The organism is Saccharothrix sp. S26, assembly GCF_021390395.1.
In the GTDB taxonomy this organism is placed as follows: Bacteria; Actinomycetota; Actinomycetes; order Mycobacteriales; family Pseudonocardiaceae; genus Actinosynnema.
Genome location: NZ_JAJUWT010000014.1, coordinates 75,474 through 95,050, shown reverse-complemented (window position 1 = coordinate 95,050; position 19,577 = coordinate 75,474). Strand labels below are relative to the sequence as shown.

The following is a 19,577-nucleotide window of genomic DNA, read 5'->3' as shown; positions in this document are numbered from 1 at the left end:
GGGTGCCGCCATGCCGGCCACCTGCCAGGTGCGAGTGCTGGGCAGGTTCACCGTCACCGTCGACGGCAAGCCCGTCCCCGGTGACGTGTGGCGCAACCGCCGCGCGGCCGACGTGGTGAAGCTGCTGGCCGTCGCGCCCGACCACCGGCTGCACCGCGAGCAGGTGATGGACCGGCTGTGGCCCGACCTGCCCGCCGACGCGGCCGGGGCGAACCTGCGCAAGGCCGTGTACTACGCGCGGCGCGCGCTGGGCCGTGCCGACGCGGTCCGCTGCGAGGGGCGGCTGCTGACGTTGTGGCCCGGCGGCGCCCTCGACGTGGACCTGGACCGGTTCGACCGGGCCGCGGACGAGGCGCTGGCCTCGGGTGACGCGGCCCAGTGCGCGCGAGCCGCCGCCGAGTACCGCGGTGGCCTGCTCGTGGACGACCGCTACGAGTGCTGGGTCGCCGAACCGCACGAGAAGGTCGAGGGCCGCTACGTCGCGCTGCTGCGGGCCGCCGGCGACTGGGAGCGCCTGCTGGAGCTGGACGAGACCGACGAGCAGGCGCACCGCGCGGTGATGCGGCAGCACCTGGCCGCGGGTCGTCGCCGTGAGGCGTTGCGCCAGTTCGAACGGCTGCGGCGCACGTTGCGGGAGCGGATCGGGGTCGGCCCGGACGCGGAGACCGTCGCGCTGTACGAGTCGGCGCTGGCCCTCGACGCGGCCGAGCCGCCGTCACCGGCGCAGCGGGCGGCGGTCGCGCTGGCGAACGGCCTGGTCGCGTTCGGGCGGCGGCGCCTCGCCGAAGCCGAACGGCTGGCCAGGCAGGCGCGCCTGCTGGCGCTGGACGCCGACCTCGGCCACGAGCTGGGTGAGGCCTCGACCCTGCTCGCGCTCGTCGCGCACGCCCGCGGCACGTGGCACCGGCTGTTCCGGGAGGAGTTCGCCGACTCCGTGCGGCACCCGCCGCGGCCCGAGGTCTACGACGCGCACCTGTGCTTCCAGGAGTTCTACCTGTACGGGCCGGAGGGGCACGAGGGCGCGGAGTCGTTCGGCCGCGACCTGCTCGCCATCGCGTCACGGGCCGGTTCCGCGGCGGGACGGGCGCTGGCGTGCCTGCTGCTGGGCGAGTTCGCGCTGCTGTCCGGGCACCTCGACACCGCCGTGGCCACGTTGGGCGAGTCCCTGGCCGAGGCCGGACGCGCCGGGTGCGTCTCGGCCCGGTCCCTGGCGCTGGAACGGCGGGCGGAGGCCCGGGTCCGGCTCGGCGACCGTGCCGCGGCGCGCGCCGACCTCGACGCGGCGCTGCCCCTGGCCCACGCCTCACGCATCCCGTCGCACCTGGTCATCCGGGTGCACGGGGTGCGCGTGCTCGCCGCCGACACCCTCGGCGGTGCGCTCGGCGCGATCCGTGAGGCGGAACGGTGGCTCGCCCGGGCGTCGCACGTGTGCGACCCGTGCTCGATGGGCTTCCGGATCGCGGCGGCGACGGCGTGCGCGCACGCGGGCAGCCCGAGCCGCGCCCGGCCGCACCTGGCGGAGGCCGAGCGGATCAGCGGCCTGTGGCAGGGCGGCCCGTGGACGGCGGCGCTGTGGGAGGTGCGGGCCGAGGTGCGGCGCGCGGAGGGGCAGCGCGGGCAGGCGGCGGCGTTGTTCCTGGAAGCCGCCGAGCGGTTCGCGGCGATGCGCCGACCGCTGGAGGAGGGCCGGTGCCGGGCCGCCGCGGCCGCCTGCCTCAGCCCGTGAACGCGCCGAGGTGCAGGTAGGCGGCGAACGTGCCCAGCCAGTGCTCGGCGTAGTAGCCGTGCCCAAACACGTACCGCAGGCCGGCTTCGCGGTGCGCCTCGGCCGCCGTGCGGGCCAGGTCGGCGTACCGGTGGTCCGCGGGCAGCGCGGCGGCGACGGACCGCCACTGCCACGCCCGCGACAACGCCAACCCGACCAGGTGGGAGCCGTACGCGTCACCCGGGTCGTCCACGGGCACGGGCTCGCGCAGCACCTTCCAGCGCGAGTCCTCCAAGTGGGGGAGGAACGCCTCGAACCACCCGGTGAACTCCTCCGGCGGCAGCACCCGCCGCACCAGGTCCGCCTCGGTCAGCGCGGGGGAGAGGAAGTCCGCCGCGTCCGGCTCGAACCCGCCGTACCCGACGTCCTCCCGGTGCCACCGCAACGCGGCCCGCTCGCACGCGGCCGCCAGCTCCTGGTCACCGACCGCCCGTGCCGCGTCGAGCACCAGCCCGGTCGCGAACGCGGTGTTGCCGTGCGTGCCGGTGCGCACCGGCAGCCGCGCACCGGCCACCTTGGCGAGATACCGGTCACGCAGCACCTCGCTCAACGGCCGCAGCGCCGCCGCCCACGGCGAGTCCCAGGTGCGGAGTTCCGCATCGAGCACCAGCAGCCACGCCCACCCGTACGGGCGCTCCCAGAACCCGCCGCTCGGGCCGTCGAAGAACGCCGCCTCGGTCCGCGCGTGCTCCGGCGTGATCAGCGCGTCGAGCACCCGGCGTGCCTGCTCCGCGCCCTCGATCCGGGGCCGCACCCGCAGCAGCCGGACCGCCAACCAGGTCTGATGCACGCACGAGTGCCAGTCGAACGACCCGGCGAAGATCGGGTGCAGCACGCGCAGCGGCACCAGGTCGGCCTCGCCGCTCACGACGTGCGACCAGTGCGCCGGGTAGTCCCGCCGGACGTTCTCCACGGCGGTCGACAGCAGCCTGGCCGCCGTGTCGTCATCCAATCGGGTGTCCGGCATGGTCCACATAATGCACAGGTCGGACCCGAGTCCGTCTCTGAGTGTGGACGGCTATCTTTAACACGTGAACTGGACCGTGGACGTGCCCGTGGACACGCTTCCCGAGCTTCCGCCCCTGCCGCCGGAGCTGCGCGACCGGCTCGACGACGCGCTGGGCCGGCCTGCCGCCCAGCAGCCGGAGTGGCCGGATGCCGAGCAGGTGCGCCGCGTGCGCACCGTGCTGGAGAGCGTGCCGCCGATCACCGTGCCGGCCGAGATCGACCGGCTGCGCGACAACCTGGCCGAGGTCGCCCGCGGCGAGGCGTTTCTGCTGCAGGGCGGCGACTGCGCGGAGACGTTCGCGGACAACACCGAGCCGCACATCCGCGCGAACGTCCGGACCCTGCTGCAGATGGCCGTCGTGCTCACCTACGGCGCGAGCCTGCCGGTGGTGAAGATCGGCCGCATCGCGGGCCAGTACGCCAAGCCGCGCTCGTCGGGCATCGACGCGCTCGGCCTGCCGTCCTACCGCGGCGACATCGTGAACTCGCTGGTCGCCACGCCCGAGGCGCGCGTGCCGGACCCGTCGCGGATGATCCGCGCCTACGCCAACGCGGGCGCGGCGATGAACCTGCTGCGCGCCATGACCACCGCGGGCATGGCCGACCTGCACCGGCTGCACGACTGGAACAAGGACTTCGTCCGCCAGTCGCCCGCCGGCGAGCGGTACGAGGCGCTGGCCGGCGAGATCGACCGGGGCCTGCGGTTCATGTCGGCGTGCGGCGTGAACGACGCGTCGCTGCACAGCACCGAGATCTTCGCCTCGCACGAGGCGCTGCTGCTGGACTACGAGCGGGCGTTGCTGCGCCTGGACACCTCCGGTGACCAGCCGAAGCTGTACGACCTGTCGTCGCACTTCCTGTGGATCGGCGAGCGGACCCGGCAGCTGGACGGCGCGCACATCGCGTTCGCCGAGCTGCTGGCCAACCCGATCGGGTTGAAGATCGGCCCGTCGACCACGCCGGAGATGGCCGTCGAGTACGTCGAGCGGCTCGACCCGCACAACCAGGCCGGCCGGTTGACGCTGATCAGCCGCATGGGCAACGGCAAGGTGCGCGACGTGCTGCCGCCGATCATCGAGAAGGTCACCGCCTCCGGCCACCAGGTCATCTGGCAGTGCGACCCGATGCACGGCAACACGCACGAGTCGTCCACCGGCTACAAGACCCGCCACTTCGACCGGATCGTCGACGAGGTGCAGGGCTTCTTCGAGGTGCACCGTCGCCTGGGCACCCACCCCGGCGGCATCCACATCGAGCTGACCGGCGAGGACGTCACGGAGTGCCTGGGCGGCGCCCAGGAGATCTCCGACCTCGACCTGGCCGGCCGCTACGAGACCGCCTGCGACCCGCGGCTGAACACGCAGCAGTCGCTGGAGCTGGCGTTCCTGGTCGCGGAGATGCTCCGCAGCTGAACCGCCCGCGTGCGCGGGTCGCGTGAAGCGACCGGTGGCCCCCGACTCCCACGAGTCGGGGGCCACCGCCGTCTACACGCCGATGATCGTGATCTTGGTGTCCTTCGGCACGCGCTCACCGGCCCGGATGGACTGGTTCACCACGCGCGCCCGGTCCCGGTTGTTGAACTGGACGTCGACCTTCAGGCCCGCGTCCTCCAGGATCTTCTTCGCTTCCTTGACCGACTTGCCCTCGACCTGCGGCACCGTCACCGAGTCGGCCGACAGCACCACGGTCACCTGCCGGTTGCCCGGCGGCATGTTCGTGCCCGCCGGCGGGTCGGTGCGGATGACGCGGCCGCCCTCGACCTTGTCGGAGAACTCCCTCGGGCCCTCGACCGGGTCGAACCCGGCCGCGTTGAGCTCGGCGAACGCCTCGTCCTTCGTCTTGCCCGTGACGCTGGGCACCGGCTTGGGCTGCGAGCCCTTGCTCAGCACGATCGTCACCGCCGAGCCGATCGGCACCGGCGTGCCCGGGGTGGGCTTCAACGTGACGACCTTGCCCTTGGGCACGCGGTCGCTGAACGCGTCCTCGGCGGGGTTGAGCTGCGGTTTCAGCCCGACCGACGTGATCTCCTGCTCGGCGGCGGCCACCTCGACGCCCGCGTTGACCTGGGGCACCACCGGCCTGCCCGCGGACACGACCAACCGCACCAGGTCGCCGTTGTGCGCCTTGGTCCCGGACGGCGGGTCGCTGCTGATCACCTGCCCGCTGGGCACGGTGTCGTGGTTCTCCCGGCGCACGGTCTTGGTCAACGACGCCTCGTCCAGCATCGACGTGGCCGCGGCCTCGTCCTTGCCGACCAGGTCCGGCACGGTGGTGACCCGGCCGATGACCAGCCACCAGCTGGTGATGCCGATGAGGAGGGCGGCCACCACGACCACGCTGAGCCAGGTGATGAACTGCCGCTTGCTGCGCGCCCGCATCTCCTCGTAGAGCTGCTCGGGCGTCTTCTTCTTCGGCGGTCTCTTGGGACGCGGTCTGCTCCCGGGCGGCGGCGGCCCCACCGGCTTCGGCTCGGGCGGCGCGAGCAGTGCCGCGCGGGGGATCGCCCTCGTGCCCTGCGGGCCGGACACCGGCGGCACCAGCGGGTTCGGCCGGTGCACCGGCACGGTCGGGTCGGCGAACGGCGCGCCCGCGCCCACCCGCACCGGCTCGACCCGCACGGTCTGCTCGGCCGGGCTCACCGGCGCCGGCACGTGCTCGGTGGCCTCTTCCGCGGGCGCCGCGCCGATCGGCAGCGGCACGTCCACGGCGGCGATGCCGAGCTTGGCGCGCGCGGTCTCCACCTCGGACAGGAACGACTCGGCGTCCGCCGGCCGCAGGAACGGCTCCTTGCGGGTCGCCCGGCGCACCAGCTCCGCCACCTCGGCGGGCACGTCCGGCACCGCCGGCACCTCGTCGTTCACGTGCCGGTAGGCCACCGAGATGGCGTTGTCGCCCACGTACGGCGGCGTGCCGGTCAGCATCTCGTACAGCAGCACTCCCGCCGAGTACACGTCGCTGCGCGCGTCCGTGGTGCCCGTGGTGACCTGCTCGGGTGACAGGTAGGCGACCGTGCCCAGGATCATGGTGTCGCTGGTCACCCCGGCCGTGGACACGGCGCGGACCAGGCCGAAATCGGCCACCTTCACCGTGCCGCCGGGTCCGATGAGCACGTTCTCCGGCTTCACGTCCCGATGCACGAGGTCGGCGCGGTGCGCGGCGGCCAGCGGCGAGAGCACCTTCTCGATGACGCTGAGGGCCAGCGGCACGTCCAGCTTGCCGCGCGCGTTGAGCAGGTCGCGCAGCGTGCCGCCCTCGACCAGCTCCATCACCAGGTAGACGCGGTCCTCGTCCACGCCCTGGTCGTGCACCTGCACCACACCGGGGTGGTGCAGCTTCGCCGCGGCGCGCGCCTCCCGCTCGAACCGCGCGACGAACTGCGGGTCGGCGGAGAACCGGGGGTCCATGACCTTGATGGCCACGGTCCGCTCCAAGCGGGTGTCCACACCGCGGTAGACGGTGGACATGCCGCCGCGCGCCACCAGGGCGCCAACCCGGTAGCGTTGTTCGAGCAGCCCGCCGATCACGTTCGTCGCCGACCTTTCCACAGCCGTGGATCGTACGGTGGGTGGTGCCGACCGATGCTGTGCGCTGGAGCATCCCACGCGCGCGTGTGGGATCCGTGTCAAAGTGCGGTGAAACAGGGGGTGTCCGCAAGCCGACCCGTGGGTGTACCGCCACCACCCGGTTGGCGCAGGGCATCGTTCACGTCGTTGTGGCATCGTGACGCACGTGAGTGCGATTCCTGCCGCTGCGGATGTGCTGGCTCCCGACCTGGAGGTCCTGCCCCTCCCCGAGGTCGCCGAGCGTCTTGGCCTGCCGATCAACCGAGTCCACCAGTTGCTGCGCGACGGTCAACTGCTCGCCGAGCGCCGTGACGGTGTCCTCGTCGTCCCCGCCCAGTTCCTCGCCGCCGGAGGCGTGGTGAAGGGGCTGCCCGGCACCATCACGGTGCTGCGCGACTCCGGCTTCTCGACCGAAGAGATCCTGCGGTGGCTGTTCACCGAGGACGAGACCCTGCCCGGCACGCCCATCGAGGCGCTGCGCGGCGACCGAGGCCGCGAGGTGAAGCGGCGGGCACAGGCCCTGGGCTTCTGACGAGCACCGCACCACCCTGACGACCGAACCGCGTCCGGGCGGCTCCCCCAGCCGGGGAGTCGTCCGGACGTCGTGTTCTCCGCCTCAGCGCCCGGTGGCGCGGGCCAGCAGGGCTCGGGCGAAACCCGGCACGGCCACCGCCAGCCGACGCGAGGTCGGCACCACGACCCGGTGGTCCAGGACCTGGTAGTCGGCCGCCGCGATCTCGTCCAGGATCCCCCGGTACAGGGTGAGCGCGGTGCGCACGCACGGTCGGGACACGGGGCGCAGCATCGGCACGCCCGTCTCGGCCTCCCGGTACTCGGCCAGCGTGCGCGCGACCAGGTGCCCCATCACCCGCCGCACCCGTTGGTCGGCCTTCCCGGTCCGCCGGCACCACACCAGCAATTCCCGGTCCACGCCGTAGGCCGCCAGCACGTCCTGCGGCAGGTAGACCCGGCCCCGGTCGAGGTCCTCGCCCACGTCGCGCAGGAAGTTCGTCAACTGGAACGCCCGGCCCAGCGCGGCGGCCGGTGGTTCGGCCAGCGCCCGCGGCACGACCGTGCCGAACACGGGCAGCAGTTGCAGCCCGATCACCGCCGCCGAGCCGTGCATGTACCGCTCCAGCGCGGCGAAGTCCGGGTACGAGGTGACGGTCAGGTCCATCCGCATCGACGCCAGGAAGTCGCTGAACAGCGCCGGGTCGATCGCGTGGCGGCGCACGGTGTCGACCAGGGCGGCGAGCACCGGGTGGCCCGTGGGCCGCCCCGCCAGCTCGTCGCCGAGCTGGGCCTCCAGCCGTTCCAGGTCACCGGCGGGGTCGGTGGAGGCGCCGCTGTCCACGATCTCGTCCGCCCACCGCGCGAACCCGTACAGGGCGTGCACGGCGGGCCGCTGCGCGGGCGTGAGCAGGCGGGTGGCGAGGAAGAACGTGCGGCCGTGGCGGGCGTTGAGCTCCCGGCACCGGGCGTAGGCCGCGGCCAGGTCGGTCACGCGTGCCTGCCGGGCGGGTGGGCAGCCCGCGGCCGCACCGGGTCGACACGTGCGGCGCTCGATCTGGGCGGGGGCGGGGTCGCGGACATCGCGGCCACATCGTCGCACAGCACGTCAGCGCCGGGTGTGCGCCCGCCGCGGCTGCGACTGCCGTCGCGACCGCGCCGCGGCGGTCCCCGTGATCCGCTGGGCGGCCAGCCGACCCGAGATCAGCACCGGCGGCACGCCGACGCCCGGCGTGGTGCCGCACCCGGCCAGCACCGCGTTGTCCAGCACGAGGTTGCGCGGCCGGAACGGCCCCGTCTGGGCGAACGTGTGCGCGGCCGAGAAGGGCGTGCCCGCGGCCAGGCCCATCGCGGCCCAGTCCTTCGGCGTGACGAGCTGCTCGACCTCGATCGCCGCGCCGAACCCGGTGAGCCCGCGCCGCTCCAGCACGCCCACCAGCTCGTCGCGGTAGGCCGGGCCCACGCGCTCCCAGTCGATCGGGCCGACGCGCAGGTTCGGCACGGGCGCGAGCACGAACATCCCCTGCCCCGGCGGCGCGGTGACCAGCAACGACGGGTCGCTCATCAACGTGCCGCGGCGGGTCAGCTCGTCGAACGTGCGGTCCCACTCCCGGCCGAACAGCAGCGTGTGGTGCGCCAGCTCCGGCCACGTCCGGTCCACGCCCGCGTGCAGCACGACCGCCGACGGCGACCACGTGACCGGCACGGGTCGGCGCGGGCGGTGGCCCAGCAGGCGGTACGACATCGGCAGGTCCGGCGTGAGCACCACCGCGTCGCACGGGATGCGCTCACCGTGCGCGGTGCGCACCGCCGTGACCCGGCCGCCGATGCGCTCCAGCCACGCCACCGGCGTCTGGAACCGCAGGTCCGCGCCCGCGTCCCGGGCGGCCGCGGCCAACGCGTCCGGCAACGCCCGCATCCCGCCCTCGGGGTGGTGCACGCCCGCGATCGTGTCCATGTACGCGATGACGGCGTACGCGGCGAGGGCCTTGCGCGGCGGCACGCCCGCGTACAGCGACTGGAACGAGAACACCCGCTGCAACCGCTCGTCGCGCACGAACCGCGCCACCGACGGCCCCAGCCGGGCGAACCCGCGCAACGCGGCCAGCTTCGCCAGCTCCGGCGTGAGCAGCGACAACGGCGAGTCGAAGTTCGACCCGATGAACCGCTCCCGCTCCACCCGGTACAGCTCGGTCAGCCACCGGCGCAGCGCCCGGTACCCGGCGGCCTCGCGCGGACCGGCGAACCGGCGCACCTCGGCCTCCATCGCCTCGGCGTCGGAGTGCACGTCCAGCGTGCTGCCGTCGGCGAAGCGGGCCCGGTACGCGGGGTGCAGGGGCCGCAGGGTCAGCCGGTCGGCCAGCGACTCGCCGACCGCGCCCAGCGCCTCGTCCACCAGCTCCGGCATGGTCAGCACGGTCGGCCCGGTGTCGAACCGGTAGCCGCCCAGGTCCAGCCGCCCGGCCCGACCGCCGGGCACGGCGTCGCGCTCGACCACGGTGACCCGGCGTCCCGCGCCGAGCAGGTGCAACGTCGCGGAGAGCCCCGCCAGCCCCGCGCCGACCACGACGACGTGGTCCGTGCGGCCGGTGACCGTGCGCATCGTCAGGAGGTCCGCTTCGTGGCGCTGATGGCCAGCTCCGCGAGCCGCTCACCGGCCGGTTCGGCGATCGGCGACCGGTCCAGCGCCCGCAGCGCGGACTCGGTCAGCTCGGCGATCCGCTCCTCGACCGCGTCCACCGCGCCGACCTCGCGCAACCGCGCGCGCACCTCGTCGACCGTGGCCACGTCCAGGTCGGGCCTGCCCAGCGCCTCGTGCAGCACGTCCGCACCGAACTGCATGCCCAGCGCGACCAGCAGCGTCCGCTTACCCTCGCGCAGGTCGTCACCGGCGGGCTTGCCGGTCACCGCCGGGTCGCCGAACACGCCGAGCAGGTCGTCGCGCAGCTGGAACGCCACCCCGATGTCGGTGCCGAACGACCGCAGGCCGTCCACCAGCTCGGGTGACGCCCCACCGATCGCCGCGCCCATGTGCAGCGGCCGTTCGACGGTGTAGGCGGCGGTCTTGAGCCGGTCGATGCGCAGCGCCGCGTCCGGCGAGGCGTCACCGCGCGCCTGCGTGAGCACGTCGAGGTACTGGCCGGCGAGCATCTCGGTGCGCATGTCCCGCCACGGCAGGCTCAGCCGTTGCAGGGCGTCGGTGGGCAGGCCCGCGGCGAAGAGCATGTCGTCGGCCCAGGCCAGCGCCACGTCGCCGATCAGCACGGACGCGGCCAGCCCGAACCGCTCGGGCTCGCCGAGCCAGCCCTGGTCGCGGTGCCTGCGGGCGAACCGGACGTGCACGGTCGGCATGCCGCGACGGGTCTCGGAGGCGTCCATCAGGTCGTCGTGCACGAGCGCGCACGCCTGGATCAGCTCCAGCGAGCTGACCGCCGTGAGCACGGACTCGGCCAACTCGCCGTCGGGGTCGCCGCCCGCGGCCCGCCAGCCCCACCACGCGAACGTGGGCCGGATCCGCTTGCCGCCGCCGAGGACGAAGTCGGCCAGCGCGTCGACGGCGCTGGTGAAGTTCTCCTCCATGCGCTCACCCAGTGCCCGGCGGTCGGCCAGATAAGCGGCCAGCGCTTCGTCGACGTGCTTGGGCAGTTCGAGGTCCAACGGGTGGGGCGGCACCCGTCTATCGTCACCTCTGCCGCTTCGGGTTGCCCAACCGGGGGGCTGGTCCCATCTGGTGACAGCCATCTTCCACGCCTCGGACCTACCTCTAGGCTGTGCGGCATGACGTCGGTGGTCGAACGCTTGCGCACGGGTTCACCCGTGTTCTCCGTCGAGTTCTTCCCCCCGCGCGACGAGGCCGAGGAGACCATCCTCTGGCGGGCGATCCGCGAGCTGGAGCCCTTCGACCCGGCGTTCGTGTCCATCACCTACGGCGCGGGCGGCTCGTCGCGCGACCGGACCATCCGCACCACCGGCCGGGTCGCGCAGGAGACGACCCTGCTGCCGATGGCGCACCTCACGCTGGTCAACCACTCGGTGGCCGAGCTGCGCAACGTGATCGGCTGGTACGCCGCCGTCGGCGTGCGCAACATCCTGGCCGTGCGCGGCGACCCGCCCGGCGACCCGAACGGCGAGTGGGTGGCCCACCCGGAGGGGCTGACCTACGCCGAGGAGCTGGTCCGGCTGTGCCGTGAGCTGGGCGACTTCTGCGTGGGCGTGGCCGCGTCCCCGTACGGGCACCCGCGGTCGGCGGACCTCGACTCCGACACCGAGTACCTGGTGCGCAAGCTGCGCGCCGGCGCCGACTTCGCGATCGCCCAGCTGTTCTTCCAGCCGGAGGACTTCCTGCGCCTGCGCGACCGGGTGGCCGCCCGCGGCTGCGACACCGTCCTGATCCCGGGCCTGATGCCGTTGACGACGCCGCGGACGCTGGCCAAGACGATCGAGCTGTCGGGCTCCTCGGTGCCGGACGTGGTGGCGCGCCGCCTCGACCCGTACGCCGACGACCCGGCGGGCTTCCGCAAGGCGGGCATCGACCTGGTGACCGAGATGGGGCAGCGGCTGCTCGCCGAGGGCGTGCCGTGCCTGCACTTCTACACGTTCAACCGGTCGAAGGCGACCAGGGAGATCGTCGGACGCCTGGGCCTGGTCCCGGCCCGCGCCGTCTAGCCCCGCGCCGCCGTCGTCAAGCGCTCTCCACCTGGTGGCGGCGGTGGGCGACGATGGCCAGGATGACCACGATCAGGGCGGCCGCGCCGGTCAGGACGGCCACCAGCATGGTCCAGCCGAAGTACGACACCGAGTTCGCGCCCGGGTAGCGGACGGTCGCGTTCAGCATCGAGGCTTGGCCGGGCTTCGGGGCCCAGGAGATGGTCGCGTTGTCCTCCTCCAACCCGTTCGTGTCCACGATCTCACCCGGAAAGCTGATCTTGACCTGGATGTCGGCGCGTTCGGGCGGCACCTGGGTCAGGTCGACCGAGCCCGACAACGTCACCAGGTCGCCGGACCGCCGGAACGTCAGCTGGTACCGGCTGGACGACGCGCTGGTCGCCGCGGACAGCGACCGCACCTCGTCGAAGGTCAGCCCGCTGAACGACAGCTGCGTGCCGACGTAGTCGTCGACCTTGTACGGCTTGGTGCTGACCCTGCTGGCCAGCTCGTTCGGCACCTTGAGCTGCGGACCGGGGTCGTTGTCCGCGGTCGGCGGGGTGGCGGCGACGATCTCACCGGACACGCGGTCGTCGGTGGACAACGCCATGGCGGCGTGCAGCCGGACGCACCCCGTCAGCGAGAACAGCGCGAGGAGGAAGACCGGCACGAGCAGCGCGGGGGCCCTGGACACCCGGCCATCCTGCCGGCCACGGTCAAAAGTTGACCGCAACCACACGATCGTGAGCGTGGCTAATTACCTGTTGGAGGGACACGGCCCGCCGGTAACGTGCGGCTCATGTCAACCTCCTCCGCCGGCGTGCACGGCATCAGCAACCAGTTCGTAGCCGACTACGCGGCGGCGGACCCGGTGGCCGCGACGTTCATCGGCAAGCCCGGCCACGACGACCGGCTGACCGACTACTCGCCGGAGGGCCACGCCGCCCGAGAGGAGCTCGCGCGCCGCGCGCTGGCCGCGATCGGCGCCGCCGAGCCCGCGGACAAGTCGGAGGCCGACGCGAAGGCGGTGTTCCTGGAGCGGGTCGGCCTGGAGGTCGAGCTGCACGAGGCCGGCCAGATGGAGGGCAACCTCAACGTCATCGCGAGCCCCGTGCAGTCGATGCGCGAGGTGTTCGACCAGATGCCCGCCGAGACCGCCGACGACTGGGCCGTGATCGCCAAGCGGCTCATCGCCGTGCCGGAAGCGGTGGCGAACCTGCGCGCGGGCCTGGCCCACGCCGCCGACAAGGGGCACGTGTCGGCGTTGCGGCAGGTCGCCAAGGTCGCCGAGCAGTGCGACACGTGGGCGGGTCGGGCCGGCGGCAAGTCGTTCTTCGCCGCCCTGATCGCCGACGCTCCCGCGGACGGCGCGCTGCGCACCGAGCTGGAGGCGGGCGCCAAGGCCGCCGCCGAGGCCTACGGCGACCTGGCCGCGTTCCTGCGCGCCGACCTCGCGCCCAAGGCCCCGAGGAAGGACGCGGTCGGCGAGGACGTCTACCGGTTGCAGTCCCGCTACTTCACCGGCTCCCGGCTCGACCTCGCCGAGGCCTACGAGTGGGGCTGGGAGGAGTTCACCCGCGTCGAGACCGAGATGAAGCAGGTCGCGAACCGGATCAAGCCGGGCGCGACCCTGGCCGAGGCCGCCGCCGCGCTGGACGCCGACCCCCGCTACCTGGTGCACGGCAAGGACGGCCTGCGGTCGTGGATGCAGGAGCTGTCCGACAAGGCGCTCCAGGACGTGCGCGGCGTGCACTTCGACCTGCCGGACGAGCTGATGAAGCTGGAGTGCCGGATCGCGCCGCCCGGCGGCGGTGTCGGCGCGTACTACAGCAGCCCCACGCCGGACTTCTCCCGGCCCGGCCGCATGTGGTGGTCCGTGCCGGACGACAAGGAGGAGTTCCCCACCTGGCGCGAGGTCACGACCGTCTACCACGAGGGCGTGCCGGGGCACCACCTCCAGGTCGCCACGGCCGTCTACCAGGCGGACAAGCTCAACGAGTTCCAGCGCCTGATGTGCTGGGTGTCCGGGCACGGCGAGGGCTGGGCGCTGTACGCGGAGCGGCTGATGCGCGAGCTCGGCTACCTCGAGGACGACGGCGACCTGCTGGGCATGCTCGACGCGCACCTGTTCCGCGCGGCCCGCGTCATCGTCGACATCGGCATGCACCTGGAGCTGGAGATCCCCAAGGGCACCGGCTTCCACGAGGGCGAGCGCTGGACCCCCGACCTCGGCCTGGAGTTCATGCTCACCCGCACCATCACCGACCCGGCCCACGTGCACGACGAGATCGACCGCTACCTGGGCTGGCCCGGCCAGGCGCCGTCGTACAAGCTCGGTGAGCGCCTGTGGCTGGCCGCCCGCGACGACGCCCGCGCCCGCCACGGCGACGCGTTCGACCTGAAGGCGTTCCACCGCGATGCCTTGGAGATGGGCGCCATGGGGTTGGACACTCTTCGTGAACGGCTCGCGGAGCTCTGACCCGTCCCGGTGACCTCGGTTTCACGCCGAGGTCACCGTCGCCGGTGTTGGATGGTGGGCGAACGACCGTAGGGGGGACCTGATGACCGGACGTGCGAAGCGGGCCGCGCTCGGCGCGCTGCTGGCCGGTGCGCTGCTCGCCGGTGGTGCACCGGCGTACGCCCAGGAGCAGTCGCTCGGCGACCAGGCCGAGTGGCGCATCCGGCAGGACATCGTCGACCACGCCCTGCGCGAGGTCGGCCGGCGCGAGGGCAACGGCAACTACTACCCGCCGCAGTACCAGCTGCCCGGCCAGGGCGTGCTGCGCCCGGCGGAGTGGTGCGGGGTGTTCGTCAACTGGGCGTGGACGACCGGCGGCGTGCCGGACCGGCCCTCGATGCGCCCCGCCCCCGGCGCGTCCGTGCTGGACCAGGGCCACTGGGCCACCTACTGGCAGAAGTGGGGCAAGCTCAACGGCCGGTGGAAGGACATCGCCGAGCGCGATGTCGCCCCCGGTGACGCCGTGGTCTACGGCAACTACCCGGACATGCACGCGCACGTCGGCCTGGTGGTCGAGGTCAAGTACGACCGGACCGGCCGCAAGGCGACCCACGTGCGGACCGTCGAGGGCAACTTCGGCGACCGGGTCGTCTACTCGAAGCTGCGCAAGATCGAGGGCCTCAACGCCGGCAAGTACCTCCAGGCATCCGGCTTCGTCTCACCGTTCTAGCGGCCGGGTCCCTTCCTCCCCCGGGAGGAAGGGACTGCCGGTCAGGTGATCGGCAGCGTGCGACCCAGCACGGCGAACGGCCGGGGGTCGCCGGTGAACTGGTAGTGCCGCAGCACGTCCACGAAACCCATCCGCCGGTACAGCCGCCACGCCTTGCTCGGGCCCTCCGGGGTGGACAGCAGCACCCGTGAGCTGGGCACGCCCTCGACCAGGTTGCGCAGCAACTGCTCACCGACCCCGCGTCCCTGCGCGCTCGGCAGCACGTGCAGCTCGGTCAGCTCGAAGTAGTCGCGCATCCACTCCTCGACGGCCTTCGGCCCGGACACCAGGGTCAGCCCGTGGCGCACCTGCTCGTGCCACCACTGGCCGATCGAACCGCGGTAGCCGTACCCGATGCCGATCAGCTCGTCCTGCTCGCCGAGCGCCACGACGCACCGCCAGCCTTCCCGCAGCATGTGCGCCAACCACATGGGCGCGCGCTGCTCGGCCGTGCCGGGCGGGTACTCCATCGCGCTGACGTAGAGCGCGAGCGCCTCGTCCAGCCGCGAGTTCAACTCCCGGCTGGACAACGCGACGATCCGCTGCGACGGCGCGGCGGTCACCGGGCGACCTCGGCCCGGGCGCTTGCGGACTGGGCGCTTGCGGACTGGGCGCTTGCGGACTGGGTGGCCTCGGACTGGGCGACCTCGGCGGGCGTGCCGCCGGTCAGGTCGAGCAGCCCCGCGTACGTCGTCGGGTAGACGGCGTGCGGGTGCCCGGCCGCGGCCCACACCACCTCGTACCGCGCCAACGCCACGTCGACGAACGTCGTGATCGGCGCGGGGTGCCCCACGGGGGAGACGCCGCCGATGACCTGCCCGGTGTGCTCGCGCACGAACGCGGGCGTGGCGCGTTCGATCGAGTCGGCGCCCGCCAGCACGGCCAGCTTGGCCGTGTCCGCGCGGTGCGCGCCGGAGGTGAGCACGAGCAGGGGTGCGGCCACACCGTCGCGGACCGCGGCGAACAGCAGGCTGTTGGCGATCGCGCCGACCGGCACGCCCACCGCCTCGGCCGCCGCGGCGGCGGTGCGGACGGCGTCGGCCAACACGCGGATCCCGTTCGCCGCTTCGTGGTGGCCGGCCTCGGACAGGGCGGTGGCCACCTTGCGGATGCCGGGGTGGTCGAGTGCGCTCACCCGTTCATGAGACCACGGACGGTCGGCTTGAGGAGTTCCGGGCCGGCAGGATAGTCTGGTCTGGCTCGAACGTTTGTTCGAGCAATGCCTTGGTGGTGGGGCGGGGGAAGCGCCCCACCACCAAGTGCCGCCGTCTCCCCGCGGCGGTCGTCGCTGTCCCGACGCCGCGAGGAGGCCGCGAGATGACTCAGACCTTCCCCCGCCGCATTCCCCTCCCCCTGCCACCGGCGTCGGCGGTGACCCTGCTCGGCCAAGCCCGCGAGTGCCTGGCCGAGGCCGAACGCGACCCGAGCCCGCCCACCCGCTTCGCCACGGCCTACCTGGCCGCGATGCGGGCCGCGGCGGCCGTGCTGGCGGCTAGGGGCCGACCCCACCGGGGCCGGGCCAAGCCGACCAGCGTGTGGGTCCTGCTGCCCTCCCTCGCGCCGGAGCTGCGCGAGTGGGCCGCGTTCTTCGCCGAGTGCTCGGCGACGCGCGCGGCCGTGCTGGCGGGCATCACCAGGCAGGTCACCCAGCGCGCAGCCGACGACCTGGTGCGCCAAGCGGCGCAGTTCACCGAGCTGGTCGACGAGATCATGTACGAGGACGGACTGTGAGCAGGGGACTTCTCGCCTACGACCGCCTGATCGACGTGCTGGAGGCCGAAGCCGAGCGCCTGGCGGCGTCGGCCGAGGGACAGCGCCCGGAACGCCAGGTGCCCGCGTGCCCCGGGCTCAACCTCGGGGAGACGGCCCGGCACGTGGGCAGCACGTACCGGATGGTGTCGACGTGGCTGAGGGAAGGCAGCCAGCCCTTGGTGTGGCAGCAGGACCCGGAGCCGGGGCAGGAGCTGTCGGAGTACGTCCGCGCGGGCGTGCCGCCGCTGGTGCGCGCGTTGCGGGCGCACGGGCCGGACGACCCGTGCGAGACGTGGTGGCCCGCCGAGCGCAACCACAACTTCTGGGCGCGGCGGCTGGCGCACGAGTCGACCGTGCACCGGATGGACGTGCAGGCCGCGGCCGGGCTGCCGGTCGACCCCGTGGACGACGACGTGGCCGAGGACGGCGTGGACGAGATCCTCACGCTGTGGCTCGGGCACCGGCTGGACATCCTGGGCGTGCGCGGCACGCGTGAGGGGACGGTGGCGATCCGCGCGGGCGGGAAGGTGTGGCTGGCCACCACCGGCCCCGACCCGGCGGTGGCCCGGCTCGTCGCCGACGACGAGGAGGCCGCGTCGGCGAACGGCGGGGTGAGCGGCACGCCGATGCAGGTCTACCGCTGGCTGTGGGGCCGCATCCCGGACCGCGACCTGCCCCCGACCACGGGCGACCACGACGCGATCGCGCAGCTGTGGGCGCTGCTGAGGCTGGCCACCAAGTAGACGTGCGCCCGCCGCCGGTCCCCGACCCCGTCCGGCGGCGGGCGCACCCCTCACAGCGCCAACGAGGCGACTTCCGCCAACCCGTCACCGGTCGCCGTCTCCAACCGGAACCGGGCCGCGCGACCGTCGATCTCCAGCACGCCCACCGAGTTGCCGAAGTGCGGGCCGCTGAGCTTGTGCCACGCCACCGGGTCCGGCGAGATGCCCCGCCGGTCGGCCCACCACCGCAGCACCCGCGCGATCGGCTTCGACCACGACAGGCGGAACGCGGGCCGGAACACCCACGGCGGATCGTTGTGCACCGGCGAGCACACGAGCTGGTACACCTTCGCGTCCACCGACGTGGCGAACGTCGCCCGCGCCGCGTAGCTGTGGTGCACGTCCCCCGACAGCACGCACACCGTGCCGGGCGCGTCGTCGGACTTCGAGATCCGCTCCAGCAGCCGGGCCAGCCGCTCGAACGACGCCCGGAACGCGGGCCAGTGCTCCAGGTCCGCGACCTGCCGCACCTTCTCGCCCACCCGGCCGCGCCACCCCGGCAGGCCGGCCATCCGCTCGTTCAACGACTGGAAGTGGCTCAACCCGTGCGGCATCAGCCACGGCAGCGACGAGCCGATCAGCAGGTGGTCGAAGTCACCGACCGCGTTGGCCTCGATCCAGTCGAACTCGCCGTCGCCGACCATGAGCCGGCGCGGCCCGGACAGGATGCGCCCGCTGCGCGTGTCGATCACCAGCAGCCGCACCCGGCCGAAGTCGCGCCGGTAGCTCCACCGCGTCGACTTGCCGCCGTCGACCTCCTGGTCGGCCCGCTCGGCGAAGTCCTCCAGCAGCGCCTGCACGTCACCGCCGGTGGACCGCACCTTCGCGTACAGCTCGTCGGCCGCCAGCTCCTGCGGGCTGAGGTTGCCCAGGTGCTGGTAGACCCAGTACGACGCGAGCCCGGCCCGGATGCGCTCCGGCCACCAGCGCTTGGCCGCCATCTGCTCGCGCCACGTCCGCGAGGTGTTCCAGTCGTCGCGCACGTCGTGGTCGTCGAAGATCATCGACGTCGGCACCACGGACATCAGCCAGCGGATCTCCGGGTCGGCCCACGACTCGTGGTACAGCTCCGCGTACTCCCGGAACGACACCACCTCGCCCGCCGGCTCCGGCCTGCGCTCGGCCAGCCACTCCCGGATGCGCGGCGTCGGCTCGTCGGCGTAGACCTGGTCGCCGAGCAGCACCAGCGCTTCCGGCCACCGGTCCTCCGGCTCGTCCTTCATCCGCAACGCGTACGCGTCCAGCGCGTCCGGTCCGAGCTTGTCCGGCGTGCCCTCGCCCTTGGCCGCGCGGCACGACCCGAACAGCAGCCGCCGCACCGGCGTGGTCCGGATGCGCGGTGACGGGAACGGCGAGTCCGGCCGCGGCCACACCACGTCACCGTCGATGCGCACGTCGTAGTGCGTCGTCGTGCCGGGCGTGAGCCCTTCCACCACCACCAGGGCGAAGTGCTGCTCGCCGACCTGGAACGTCTCCGCCCGGTGGTCCGCGACGGCGACCTCGCACGCGGCGTCCGTTTCGACCCACACCGTCGCCGAGGTGGAGTCGACGTGCCGCAGCACCGGACCGAGAACCAGCTGAGCCATTGGGCAGACGTTACCTTCGGACCATGGCAACGAGGTGGCACGACGTCGTGGTCGATTCAGCCGATCCCGCCGCGCTGGGCCGGTTCTACGCGGAACTGCTGGGCACGCCCATCACCGACGAGAACTCCGACGAGGTGGACGTGGCGCTGGCCGACGGGCAGCAGCTGGTGTTCGTGCCCGTCCAGGACCCCAAGGTGGTGAAGAACCGGGTCCACCTGGACCTGGCGTCGACCTCGCCGCAGGACCAGGAGGCGATCGTGACGCGGGCGGTGGACCTGGGCGCGCGACCGGCCGACATCGGGCAGGGCGACGTGCCGTGGGTGGTGCTGGCCGACCCGGAGGGCAACGAGTTCTGCGTGCTGGAGCAGCGTGACGAGTACTCGCACACCGGACCGGTGGCGGCGGTCGTGGTGGACGCGCGCGACCCGCGGGCGCAGGTGGCGTTCTGGGCCGGGCTGACCGGGCTGCCGGTGACGCGCGAGCACGACGACTTCGCGTCGTTGACCCAACAGGCCGGGCCGTCGCTGGAGTTCGTGAAGGTGGCCGAGCCGAAGTCGGTGAAGAACCGGCTGCACCTCGACCTCGCGCCGCCCGCCGACGGCGACCTGCGCACCGAGGTGGCCCGGCTGGAGGCGTGGGGCGCGGTGCGGGCGGACGTGGGCCAGGTCGACGTGCCGTGGGTGGTGCTGGCCGACCCGGAGGGCAACGAGTTCTGCGTCCTCACCCCGCGCTGACCGCCC

At 73.3% G+C, this 19,577-nt stretch carries 18 protein-coding genes; 9 read left to right on the top strand and 9 right to left on the bottom strand.

Annotated elements, in window-relative coordinates; translation table 11 throughout:
* The first annotated feature begins 10 nt into the window (after positions 1–10).
* A complete protein-coding gene (locus LZG04_RS23230; RefSeq protein WP_233820065.1) occupies positions 11–1,726 on the top strand; it encodes a BTAD domain-containing putative transcriptional regulator in 1,716 nt (571 codons plus the stop codon).
* Here the strand turns inward: LZG04_RS23230 and LZG04_RS23225 are convergent.
* On the bottom strand, positions 1,716–2,732 hold the full coding sequence (locus LZG04_RS23225) for a DUF2891 domain-containing protein (RefSeq protein ID WP_233820064.1): 1,017 nt from the start codon (positions 2,730–2,732) through the stop codon (positions 1,716–1,718). The genes LZG04_RS23230 and LZG04_RS23225 overlap by 11 nt on opposite strands.
* Positions 2,733–2,796: 64 nt before the next feature.
* On the opposite strand from LZG04_RS23225, the gene LZG04_RS23220 reads away from it, so the two are divergent.
* Entirely contained in the window at positions 2,797–4,185 is a 1,389-nt protein-coding gene (locus tag LZG04_RS23220) for a class II 3-deoxy-7-phosphoheptulonate synthase (RefSeq protein WP_233820063.1), read from the top strand.
* A 72-nt stretch (positions 4,186–4,257) separates the two neighbouring features.
* Here the strand turns inward: LZG04_RS23220 and LZG04_RS23215 are convergent, their stop codons facing one another.
* Positions 4,258–6,318 carry a Stk1 family PASTA domain-containing Ser/Thr kinase gene (locus LZG04_RS23215; RefSeq protein ID WP_233820062.1) on the bottom strand — a complete coding sequence of 687 codons (2,061 nt, stop codon included), beginning with the start codon at positions 6,316–6,318 and terminating at the stop codon, positions 4,258–4,260.
* A 184-nt stretch (positions 6,319–6,502) separates the two neighbouring features.
* Here LZG04_RS23215 and LZG04_RS23210 point away from each other — a divergent pair, with 184 nt between their 5' ends.
* A complete protein-coding gene (locus LZG04_RS23210; protein ID WP_233820415.1) occupies positions 6,503–6,868 on the top strand; it encodes an Rv2175c family DNA-binding protein in 366 nt (121 codons plus the stop codon).
* Between the two features lie 84 nt (positions 6,869–6,952).
* On the opposite strand, the gene LZG04_RS23205 is transcribed toward LZG04_RS23210, so the two are convergent.
* The 3 genes from LZG04_RS23205 to LZG04_RS23195 all read right to left on the bottom strand — a co-directional run bounded on the left by LZG04_RS23205 (position 6,953) and on the right by LZG04_RS23195 (position 10,518).
* Positions 6,953–7,840, bottom strand: coding sequence for a phytoene/squalene synthase family protein (locus tag LZG04_RS23205; RefSeq protein ID WP_233820061.1), 888 nt, complete (start codon positions 7,838–7,840; stop codon positions 6,953–6,955).
* Positions 7,841–7,954: 114 nt separating this feature from the next.
* Positions 7,955–9,448 carry a phytoene desaturase family protein gene (gene crtI / locus LZG04_RS23200; protein ID WP_233820060.1) on the bottom strand — a complete coding sequence of 498 codons (1,494 nt, stop codon included), beginning with the start codon at positions 9,446–9,448 and terminating at the stop codon, positions 7,955–7,957.
* A gap of 2 nt (positions 9,449–9,450) precedes the next feature.
* Positions 9,451–10,518: a polyprenyl synthetase family protein gene (locus LZG04_RS23195; RefSeq protein ID WP_233820058.1), complete on the bottom strand. Its 1,068-nt coding sequence runs from the start codon at positions 10,516–10,518 to the stop codon at positions 9,451–9,453.
* 105 nt (positions 10,519–10,623) lie between these two features.
* Between LZG04_RS23195 and LZG04_RS23190 the strand changes: the two genes are divergently transcribed.
* A complete protein-coding gene (locus LZG04_RS23190; protein ID WP_233820056.1) occupies positions 10,624–11,511 on the top strand; it encodes a methylenetetrahydrofolate reductase in 888 nt (295 codons plus the stop codon).
* Positions 11,512–11,527: 16 nt separating this feature from the next.
* On the opposite strand, the gene LZG04_RS23185 is transcribed toward LZG04_RS23190, so the two are convergent.
* Positions 11,528–12,184, bottom strand: coding sequence for a DUF3153 domain-containing protein (locus tag LZG04_RS23185; protein WP_233820054.1), 657 nt, complete (start codon positions 12,182–12,184; stop codon positions 11,528–11,530).
* 105 nt (positions 12,185–12,289) lie between these two features.
* Between LZG04_RS23185 and LZG04_RS23180 the strand changes: the two genes are divergently transcribed.
* Positions 12,290–13,969: a DUF885 domain-containing protein gene (locus LZG04_RS23180; RefSeq protein WP_233820052.1), complete on the top strand. Its 1,680-nt coding sequence runs from the start codon at positions 12,290–12,292 to the stop codon at positions 13,967–13,969.
* Positions 13,970–14,051: 82 nt separating this feature from the next.
* Positions 14,052–14,678 carry a hypothetical protein gene (locus LZG04_RS23175; protein WP_233820051.1) on the top strand — a complete coding sequence of 209 codons (627 nt, stop codon included), beginning with the start codon at positions 14,052–14,054 and terminating at the stop codon, positions 14,676–14,678.
* Between the two features lie 41 nt (positions 14,679–14,719).
* Here LZG04_RS23175 and LZG04_RS23170 read toward each other — a convergent pair whose 3' ends face one another.
* Positions 14,720–15,280 (bottom strand): GNAT family N-acetyltransferase, encoded by a 561-nt coding sequence (locus tag LZG04_RS23170; RefSeq protein WP_233820050.1) that lies wholly within the window; start codon positions 15,278–15,280, stop codon positions 14,720–14,722.
* Positions 15,277–15,852, bottom strand: coding sequence for a YbaK/EbsC family protein (locus LZG04_RS23165; protein ID WP_233820049.1), 576 nt, complete (start codon positions 15,850–15,852; stop codon positions 15,277–15,279). Before LZG04_RS23165 ends, LZG04_RS23170 begins: the two co-directional genes overlap by 4 nt.
* 182 nt (positions 15,853–16,034) lie before the next feature.
* Here LZG04_RS23165 and LZG04_RS23160 point away from each other — a divergent pair, with 182 nt between their 5' ends.
* Positions 16,035–16,448, top strand: a complete 414-nt coding sequence (locus LZG04_RS23160) for an SAV_6107 family HEPN domain-containing protein (protein ID WP_233820048.1) — start codon at positions 16,035–16,037, stop codon at positions 16,446–16,448.
* Positions 16,445–17,212: a maleylpyruvate isomerase family mycothiol-dependent enzyme gene (locus LZG04_RS23155; RefSeq protein WP_233820046.1), complete on the top strand. Its 768-nt coding sequence runs from the start codon at positions 16,445–16,447 to the stop codon at positions 17,210–17,212. Before LZG04_RS23160 ends, LZG04_RS23155 begins: the two co-directional genes overlap by 4 nt.
* 50 nt (positions 17,213–17,262) lie before the next feature.
* Here the strand turns inward: LZG04_RS23155 and LZG04_RS23150 are convergent, their stop codons facing one another.
* Positions 17,263–18,837, bottom strand: a complete 1,575-nt coding sequence (locus tag LZG04_RS23150) for an alkaline phosphatase D family protein (RefSeq protein ID WP_233820044.1) — start codon at positions 18,835–18,837, stop codon at positions 17,263–17,265.
* Positions 18,838–18,860: 23 nt separating this feature from the next.
* Here LZG04_RS23150 and LZG04_RS23145 point away from each other — a divergent pair, with 23 nt between their 5' ends.
* A complete protein-coding gene (locus LZG04_RS23145) occupies positions 18,861–19,571 on the top strand; it encodes a VOC family protein (RefSeq protein ID WP_233820043.1) in 711 nt (236 codons plus the stop codon).
* The last annotated feature ends 6 nt before the right edge of the window (positions 19,572–19,577 follow it).

Excerpts from the sequence above, each read along its gene's own strand:
- LZG04_RS23180 (WP_233820052.1), top strand. The coding sequence starts at position 12,290 with ATGTCAACCTCCTCCGCCGGCGTGCACGGCATCAGCAACCAGTTCGTA.
- LZG04_RS23150 (WP_233820044.1), bottom strand. The coding sequence starts at position 18,837 with ATGGCTCAGCTGGTTCTCGGTCCGGTGCTGCGGCACGTCGACTCCACC.
- LZG04_RS23145 (WP_233820043.1), top strand. The coding sequence starts at position 18,861 with ATGGCAACGAGGTGGCACGACGTCGTGGTCGATTCAGCCGATCCCGCC.
- LZG04_RS23160 (WP_233820048.1), top strand. The coding sequence starts at position 16,035 with ATGACTCAGACCTTCCCCCGCCGCATTCCCCTCCCCCTGCCACCGGCG.
- LZG04_RS23225 (WP_233820064.1), bottom strand. The coding sequence starts at position 2,732 with ATGCCGGACACCCGATTGGATGACGACACGGCGGCCAGGCTGCTGTCG.
- crtI (WP_233820060.1), bottom strand. The coding sequence starts at position 9,448 with ATGCGCACGGTCACCGGCCGCACGGACCACGTCGTCGTGGTCGGCGCG.
- LZG04_RS23190 (WP_233820056.1), top strand. The coding sequence starts at position 10,624 with ATGACGTCGGTGGTCGAACGCTTGCGCACGGGTTCACCCGTGTTCTCC.
- LZG04_RS23175 (WP_233820051.1), top strand. The coding sequence starts at position 14,052 with ATGACCGGACGTGCGAAGCGGGCCGCGCTCGGCGCGCTGCTGGCCGGT.
- LZG04_RS23230 (WP_233820065.1), top strand. The coding sequence starts at position 11 with ATGCCGGCCACCTGCCAGGTGCGAGTGCTGGGCAGGTTCACCGTCACC.